Here is a 6,901-nt window from a genome sequence, read left to right on the forward strand (position 1 = left end):
GGCCGTTGGAGAGCACGAAGCGGTCACGGTCGGCCCAGGCGGGGTTGGCCGGGTTGTGCTTGAGGTGGCGGCTCCACAGCGCCACGGCCATTTCGGCCATGCCCATGGGGGCGCCGGGGTGGCCGCTGTTGGCCTGCTGCACGGCATCCATCGCCAGCGCCCGGATGGCATGGGCCATGCGGGTGGGCGTCACACGCGGAGAGCTCATGGTGGGGGTCCCAATTCGGGTAAACCCCCAATTTTAGCCGGGCGGCACGATGCGCCAGGGTTGCGGCGGCGGGCGCTCGATGGGGCAAACGGCGTCGTCCAGCACGGCGCAGCGCACGCGCCCGGGGGCGGCGGGCACCGCATGCCCGCCGGTGAACGCGCCGAACGCCGGCAGCCACAGCGCTTGCCGTGTCAGCACGAAACAGGGCAGGCGCAGCCGCTCGCGCGCCGGGCCGTGCAGCACGCACACCGGGTGCACATGGCCGCACAGCGCGATGCCTTCGGCCCGCTCGTGCGCGCCGGGGGGATCGTCGGGTGGGGGTGGCGCGTGGCGGCACTGCCATGGGCCGCAGGGCCACGGCTCGTCGACGACGGTCATCTCCAGGACGCGCGGCGGGTCGCCCGCGCGGCCATCGTGGTTGCCGCGCACCAGCACGCACGCCAGCCCCGCGTGGGCCTGCCGCCACGCCAGCAGGGCGTCGAGCACCGCGGCGGTGCGCCCGCTGCGCGCATGCAGCCAGTCGCCCAGCACGACCAGGCGCTGTGCGCGGTGCCGCGTCAGCAGCGCGCCCAGGCGCTGCAGGTTGTCCTGGGTGGTGCCGCCGGGCACCGGCAGCCCGGCGGTGCGAAAGGCGGCCGCTTTGCCCAGGTGCACGTCGGCCACGAACAGCGTGGCGCCGGCGGGCCACCACAGCGCGCGCTCGGGCAGCAGCCACAGCGTCGCCTCGGGCCGGTCGGTGCCGGCCTGCAGCACGAGGGGGGGCGGCACACTGCCCGCAGCGGGGCGCCACTCGGGGTGCCGCTCAGGGTGCATGGGGGTGCTCAAGCGGCCTCCTGCGTGGGATTGGCGCGCCGGCGCCCGCGGCCGCGGGCGGCGCGTGCGGGTGCGTCGGCGGCGCGCTCCAGTTGCGCCACCAGCCGCTGCAGGCGTGCCGCCAGGGTTTCGCTGGAGAGCCGCTCGCGCTGCCGCTCGACCCACAGCGGCAGCGCCAGGGGCGTGGGGCGCGCGATCGTTTGCAGGCACAGCGTCTGACGCGCCATGCGCTGCAGCGCGTCGTGCAGGCGGTCGAGGTCGAGCTCCTGCATCAGCACCTCGGCCTGCGCCTGGTGCAGCAGGCGGTTGTCGGGGTCGTGGCGGCAAAACACCGCCCAAAACAAGGCGGCGGAGGCCTGCAGTTGGCGCGCCGGGCGCCGCTGGCCGGGGTGGCCGGGTTCCAGCAAACCCGCCACGCGCGCGATCTCGCGAAAGCGCCGCTTGGCGAGTTCGGCAGCGTGCAGGCTGGCCAGCAGCTCGGCCTGCAGCGTCGCGCGATCCGGCGGCTGCAGCCAGCGCGGCAGCGCCGCGGCCCAATCCACGGGCTGCGCGCACAGCAGCTCCAAGCCGTAGTCGTTGACCGCCAGCGAGAAGGTGCGCGGCTGGGCCTGGGCGGCGCGCCAGGCCAGCCAGGCGGCCAGGCCCGCGTGCACATCGCGCCCGGCAAACGGGTACACAAACAGGTGGCAGCCTTCGCGGTCGTGCAGCACCTCGGCCACCAGGTGCTGGCGGGTGGGCAGACGGGACCAACGCCCCTGCAGGGCCAGCAGGGGTTGCACCGCGGCCATTTCCGGTCCGTCGAAGACGCCGTGGGCGGCGGCTTCGAGCCGGGCCACCACGGCGTCGGCCAGCGTGGTGGACAGGGGCATGCGCCCGCCCTGCCAGCGCGGCACGCGCGGTGGCTGACCGCGTGCATCGCGCACCCAGGCGGTGAGCTCGTGCAGTCGCACCAGCTCCAGCGTGCGGCCCGCGAACACGAAACACTCCCCCGGGCGCAGGCGCGCGGCAAAGCCTTCTTCGACCGTACCCAGGCGCGCGCCGTTGAGGTAGCGCACCTCCAGTTGGGCGTCGGCGACGATGGTGCCGATGTTGAGGCGATGGCGGCGCGCCAGCCGCGCATCGGGTACGCGCCAAACGCCGCTGGCGTCGGGTTGGACGCGGCGGTATTCGGGGTAGGCGTGCAGCGACGCGCCGCCGTGGCGCACGAAATCCAGGCACCAGCGCCAATCCTGGTCCGACAAGTCGGCGTAGGCGTGGGTGGTGCGCACCTCGGCCAGCAGCGCCTCGGGGCGAAACCCCCCGCCCAGTGCCACGGTCACCAGGTGCTGCACCAGCACGTCCAGTGGCGCGCGCAGCGCTGGTCGTGGCTCGATCCGGCCGGCCTGCACCGCGTCGCGCGCGGCGGCGGCTTCGACCAGCTCCAGCGCGTGTGTGGGCACCAGCGTCACGCGCGACGGCTGGCCGGGCGCGTGGCCGCTGCGCCCGGCGCGCTGCAGCAGCCGCGCCACGCCCTTGGGCGAGCCGATCTGCAGCACGCGCTCCACCGGCGCAAAGTCCACCCCCAGGTCGAGGCTGGAGGTGCAGACCACGGCGCGCAAGGCGCCGGTTTTGAGGCCGTGCTCCACCCAGCGCCGCACCTGCGGGTCGAGCGAGCCGTGGTGCAGCGCGATCTGCCCGGCCCAGTCCGGGCGTGCGTCCAGCAGGGCCTGGTACCACCATTCGGTCTGCGAGCGGGTGTTGGTGAACAGCAGCGCGCTGCGGCAGCCCTCGAGTGCCGCCACCACGGCGGGCACCATGGCCGCGCCCAAATGGCCGGCCCAGGCAAAGCGCTGCACCTGCGCGGGCAGCAGGGTGTCGACCGTGATCGGTTTGGCCTGCGGCGCGCGCACGTGCGCGGCGGACGCGGCCGCGGTGGGGCCAAGCAGCGCGGCGGCGGCTTCGTCCGGGTTGGCCAGCGTGGCCGACATGCCCCAGACCTGCACCGCCGGCTGCCAGCCGCGCAGACGCGCCAGCGCCAGCTGCACCTGCACGCCGCGCTTGCTCGCCAGCAGTTCGTGCCATTCGTCCACCACCACGGCCGCCACCTGCGCGAGCAGCGCGGGGGCGTCGGCACGTGCGATCAGCAGGCTCAGGCTTTCGGGCGTGGTGACGAGCGCTTCGGGCCAGCGGCGCTGCTGCGCCGTGCGCTCGGCGTCAGGCGTGTCGCCGGTGCGCACGCCCAGCCGCCAACCGGGGGCCAGTGCCGCCATCGGGGCTTGCAGCGCGGCGGCGGTGTCGCCGGCCAGCGCGCGCAGCGGCGTGATCCACAACAGCCGGGGGCCACCCGTGGCGGCCGGCGGGGCCGCATGGCGTTGCAGCAGACCCAGCCAGACCGCGTAGGTTTTGCCCGCGCCGGTGGTGGCGTGCAGCAGGCCATGGTGACCGGCGCCAATGGCGGCCCAGGTCTGGCGCTGGAAGTCCAACGGCACCCAGCCCCGCGCGCGCATCCAGGCCTCGGCGGACCCGAGCGCGCGGGTGCCAGGCCGCGGCGCGCGGGTCATGGCCCACCTCCGGGGCCGGTGGCGTCGAGCAGCGCCAACAGCGTGGGCAGGCAGTCGGCCTCCTCGACGGGTTTGTCGGTGCGCCAGCGCAGCATGCGCGGAAACCGCACCGCCACCCCGCTTTTGTGGCGTGGACTGCGGGCAATGCCCTCGAAGCCGAGCTCGAACACCAGCGTCGGCTCCACCGCCCGCACGGGGCCAAAGCTCTCGCGTGTGGTGCGGCGAATGATGGCGTCCACACGCGCCATCTCGGCATCGCTCAGGCCGGCGTAGGCTTTGGCAAACGGCACCAGTTGCCGCTGCGGGTGGCCGATGGCGTGGCTCCAGACCGCAAAGGTGTAGTCGGAATACAACCCGGCGCGTCGCCCATGGCCTTTTTGCGCATAGACCAGCACCGCGTCCACGGTCCAGGGGTCGACCTTCCACTTCCACCAGGTGCCGACGCTGCGCGTGCGCCCGATGCCGTAGCCGCCGTCGCGCTGCTTGAGCATCAGCCCCTCGGCGCCCTGCGTGCGGGCGCTGCGGCGCGCCTGCGCGAGTGTCGCCCAGTCGGTCCCGGCGCTGGTGGGCAGGGTGGGGCTGATGCGCAGCGCGGGGTCGGCCAGCGTGTCCACCAGCGCCTGCAGGCGCGCGCGCCGCTGCCACTGTGGCTCGCGGCGGTAGTCGCGGCCGTCGGCTTCGAGCATGTCGTAGGCGACCAGCGCCACCGGCAATTCGCGCAACAGGGCCGGCGTCAGGCGCTGGCGGCCGATGCGCCGCTGCAGCGCGGCAAAGGGTTGCACCGCATCGCCAGCGACGACGACGATTTCGCCGTCGAGCACGGTGCCGGGCGGCAGGCGCTGGCCCACGGCGGCCAGCTCGGGGTAGCGGTCGGTGACCAGTTCCTCGCCGCGCGTCCACAGCGCCACCGTCTGCCGGCGCACCAGCTGGGCGCGGATGCCGTCCCACTTCCACTCCACGATCCAGTTGGCCACGGGCCCCAGCAACGCGAGCGGGTCCTGCGGCTCGGCGGGCAGCGGGTGGGCCAGAAAAAACGGGTAGGGCTGCGCATCCGGCGCGGCAGCCGCTGACGCCGCCGTGGCCGCGGCATCGGTGCGCATCGGCGCGCACGGCGCCACCAACGCCAGGTAGTCTTGCGGCCCCGGGCAGGCGTCGGCGCGCGTGTAGCCCATCAGGCGCTGGGCGACGAGCGCTGGCGGCAGCCCGGCCACCGTGGCCAGCGCCTGCGTGACCTGCTGGCGCGACACGCCCACGCGCAACGCGCCGGTGATGAGCTTGCCGTGCAGCAGGCGCTGCTCGGTGCTCAGGCGCTCCCACTGCGCGCGCAGGGCGACGTCGCGCTGCGCCTCGGGCAGCGTGCGCAATTGCCGCACCGCGTGCATCCAGTGCGCCAGGCTGTGCTCCTCGGGCGCGCGCGCGGGCGGCAGCAGCAAGGCGATGGTTTCGGCCAGGTCGCCCGCCGCCTGGTAGCACTCGTCGAACAACCACGCGGGCAAGCCGGCGGCGGCGCGCGCCAGCTCGCGCAAGCGGCGCGCGGGCACGCACTGGCGCGGCTTGCCGCCCGCCAGCAGGTACACTGCCCAGGCCGCATCCGCCGGCGGCGCCGAGCGGAAGTAGGCCTGCAGCGCGGCCTGTTTGGCCGCGGTCGAGGTGGTGGCGTCCAGCGTTTGGAACAACGCGGCAAAGGCCTTCATGGCGCCTCGTCCTCGAAGGCGTCGGCGCCGTCTTCACCGCGGTAGTGCGCCTGCAGCGCGTCCGCTTGCAGCCCCTGCTCCTTGAGGTAGCGCACCAGCGGCGCCACCTGGCCATGGGTCACCAGCACCCGTTGCGCGCCGCTGGCACCAATCGCTTGCAGCAGCCCCGGCCAGTCGGCGTGGTCCGACAGCGCAAAGCCCCGGTCCACCCCGCGGCGGCGGCGCGTGCCGCGCAGCTGCATCCAGCCGCTGACCATCGCATCGGCATACGGCCCCAGGCGGCGCAGCCCGGGTGAGCCCTGCGCCGACGGCGGCGCTATGACCAGGGCGCGCTGCCCCTCGGCGGGGGCGCGCCCGTCGCCCCAGCGTTGCGTGGCGGGCAGCGCCACCCCCGCGGCGCGGTAGGCTTGGTTGATCGTCTCCACCGCCCCGTGCACCACGATCGGGCCGATGGGTGCCGTGCCCAGGCCGGCAAGCAGGCGCTGCGCCTTGCCCAACGCGTAGGCGTAGAGCACACTGGCACGCCCGGCCGTGGCATTGGCCTGCCACCAGGCGCGGATGTCGTCGAACACGGTGACTTGGGGGCGCCAGCGGTACAGCGGCAGGCCGAAGGTCGATTCGGTGATGAAGGTGTGGCAGCGCACCGGCTCGAACGGCGTGCAGGTGGTGTCCGCTTCGACCTTGTAGTCGCCGGAGACGACCCAGACCTCGCCCCGGTGTTCCAGCCGTACTTGCGCCGAGCCGAGCACGTGGCCCGCTGGGTGCAGCGACACGCGCACGTTGCCGCACGTCACCGGCGCGCCGTAGTCCACCGTCTGCAGCGCAATGTCGGCGCCCAAGCGTGCGCGCAGCACGCCCGCGCTGTCGCGGTGTGCCAGGTAGGCGCCATGGCCGCGGCGTGCGTGGTCGGCGTGCGCATGGGTGATGACGGCACGCGCCACCGGCCGCCACGGGTCGATAAAAAAATCCCCCGCTGGACAGTACAGCCCCTGCGGGCGCAACACCACCAACGCCCCACTGTCGGTCATGGCCAACAGTGTAGCCAGCCGGTCATGACCCTTCCGCTAAGATCGGCGCGACCTTCAACCACCGTTTTGCCGTCCGCATGTCCTCTCCACCCTTGGTCTGGCGCTGGTGCGTCGCGCCCGCCGCGGTTGCGGCCGTGCTGGCCGCGTCGCTGCGCGTGGGCGGATACGACGTGGCGGCGCTGCAAGCCACCCAACGCGTCACCATGGGGCTGCCCGACACCCTGTGGTGGCTGCTGACCTGGCTGGGGGATACGCAGTTTGCGCTGGCGCTGTTGGTGTTGCTGGTGCTGCTGGCGCTGCCGCGTTCGACGCCATGGCTGACGGCCCTGGTGTGGGCGGCGTTGCCCACCACGGTGCTGGTGCACGGGCTCAAGTGGGCCTGGCATGCACCCCGCCCGCTGGCCGTGTTGGGGCCAGAGGGGGTGCACGCGATCGGCACCGCGCTGTTGCGCAACAGTTTTCCGTCCGGGCATACGGCCATGGCGTTTCTGGCGGCGGCCAGCATCCAGGCGTCGCCGGGCACCAGCTGCAGGGCCAGCAGCTTGGTGGGCTCTCCCTGGGACAGCACCACCAGCACACCCACCAGCGACAACACCGCGCCGCCCAGTTGCCGGTGCT

5 protein-coding genes and 1 pseudogene are annotated in these 6,901 nt (G+C 73.9%); 1 reads left to right on the plus strand and 5 read right to left on the minus strand.

Going from position 1 to position 6,901, the window contains the following annotated elements:
* From Tther_RS12480 to Tther_RS12500, 5 genes and pseudogenes are all read right to left on the minus strand, one after another.
* A pseudogene (locus Tther_RS12480) lies at positions 1-208 on the minus strand (transketolase); the annotation flags it as partial.
* Between the two features lie 33 nt (positions 209-241).
* The gene (gene pdeM, locus Tther_RS12485; RefSeq protein ID WP_143904367.1) at positions 242-1,021 is read right to left on the minus strand and encodes a ligase-associated DNA damage response endonuclease PdeM; all 780 of its coding nucleotides are present in this window, start codon (positions 1,019-1,021) and stop codon (positions 242-244) included.
* Positions 1,022-1,029: 8 nt separating this feature from the next.
* Entirely contained in the window at positions 1,030-3,561 is a 2,532-nt protein-coding gene (locus Tther_RS12490) for a ligase-associated DNA damage response DEXH box helicase (protein ID WP_143904369.1), read from the minus strand.
* Complete coding sequence (locus Tther_RS12495; protein ID WP_143904371.1) at positions 3,558-5,255, minus strand: ATP-dependent DNA ligase; 1,698 nt, start codon at positions 5,253-5,255, stop codon at positions 3,558-3,560. The genes Tther_RS12490 and Tther_RS12495 overlap by 4 nt, the downstream gene beginning before the upstream one ends.
* The gene (locus Tther_RS12500; RefSeq protein WP_143904373.1) at positions 5,252-6,283 is read right to left on the minus strand and encodes a ligase-associated DNA damage response exonuclease; all 1,032 of its coding nucleotides are present in this window, start codon (positions 6,281-6,283) and stop codon (positions 5,252-5,254) included. Before Tther_RS12500 ends, Tther_RS12495 begins: the two co-directional genes overlap by 4 nt.
* 77 nt (positions 6,284-6,360) lie before the next feature.
* On the opposite strand from Tther_RS12500, the gene Tther_RS13810 reads away from it, so the two are divergent.
* Positions 6,361-6,901 (plus strand): phosphatase PAP2 family protein (locus tag Tther_RS13810; protein WP_143904375.1); only part of this gene is annotated, 541 nt, incomplete at its 3' end.

Source organism: Tepidimonas thermarum, assembly GCF_007556705.1.
Lineage (GTDB): Bacteria > Pseudomonadota > Gammaproteobacteria > Burkholderiales > Burkholderiaceae_C > Tepidimonas > Tepidimonas thermarum.

What these genes read in the sequence shown, in the direction of transcription:
- Tther_RS12495 (WP_143904371.1), bottom strand. Translation starts at nt 5,255, where the DNA reads ATGAAGGCCTTTGCCGCGTTGTTCCAAACGCTGGACGCCACCACCTCG.
- Tther_RS12490 (WP_143904369.1), bottom strand. Translation starts at nt 3,561, where the DNA reads ATGACCCGCGCGCCGCGGCCTGGCACCCGCGCGCTCGGGTCCGCCGAG.
- Tther_RS12500 (WP_143904373.1), bottom strand. Translation starts at nt 6,283, where the DNA reads ATGACCGACAGTGGGGCGTTGGTGGTGTTGCGCCCGCAGGGGCTGTAC.
- pdeM (WP_143904367.1), bottom strand. Translation starts at nt 1,021, where the DNA reads ATGCACCCTGAGCGGCACCCCGAGTGGCGCCCCGCTGCGGGCAGTGTG.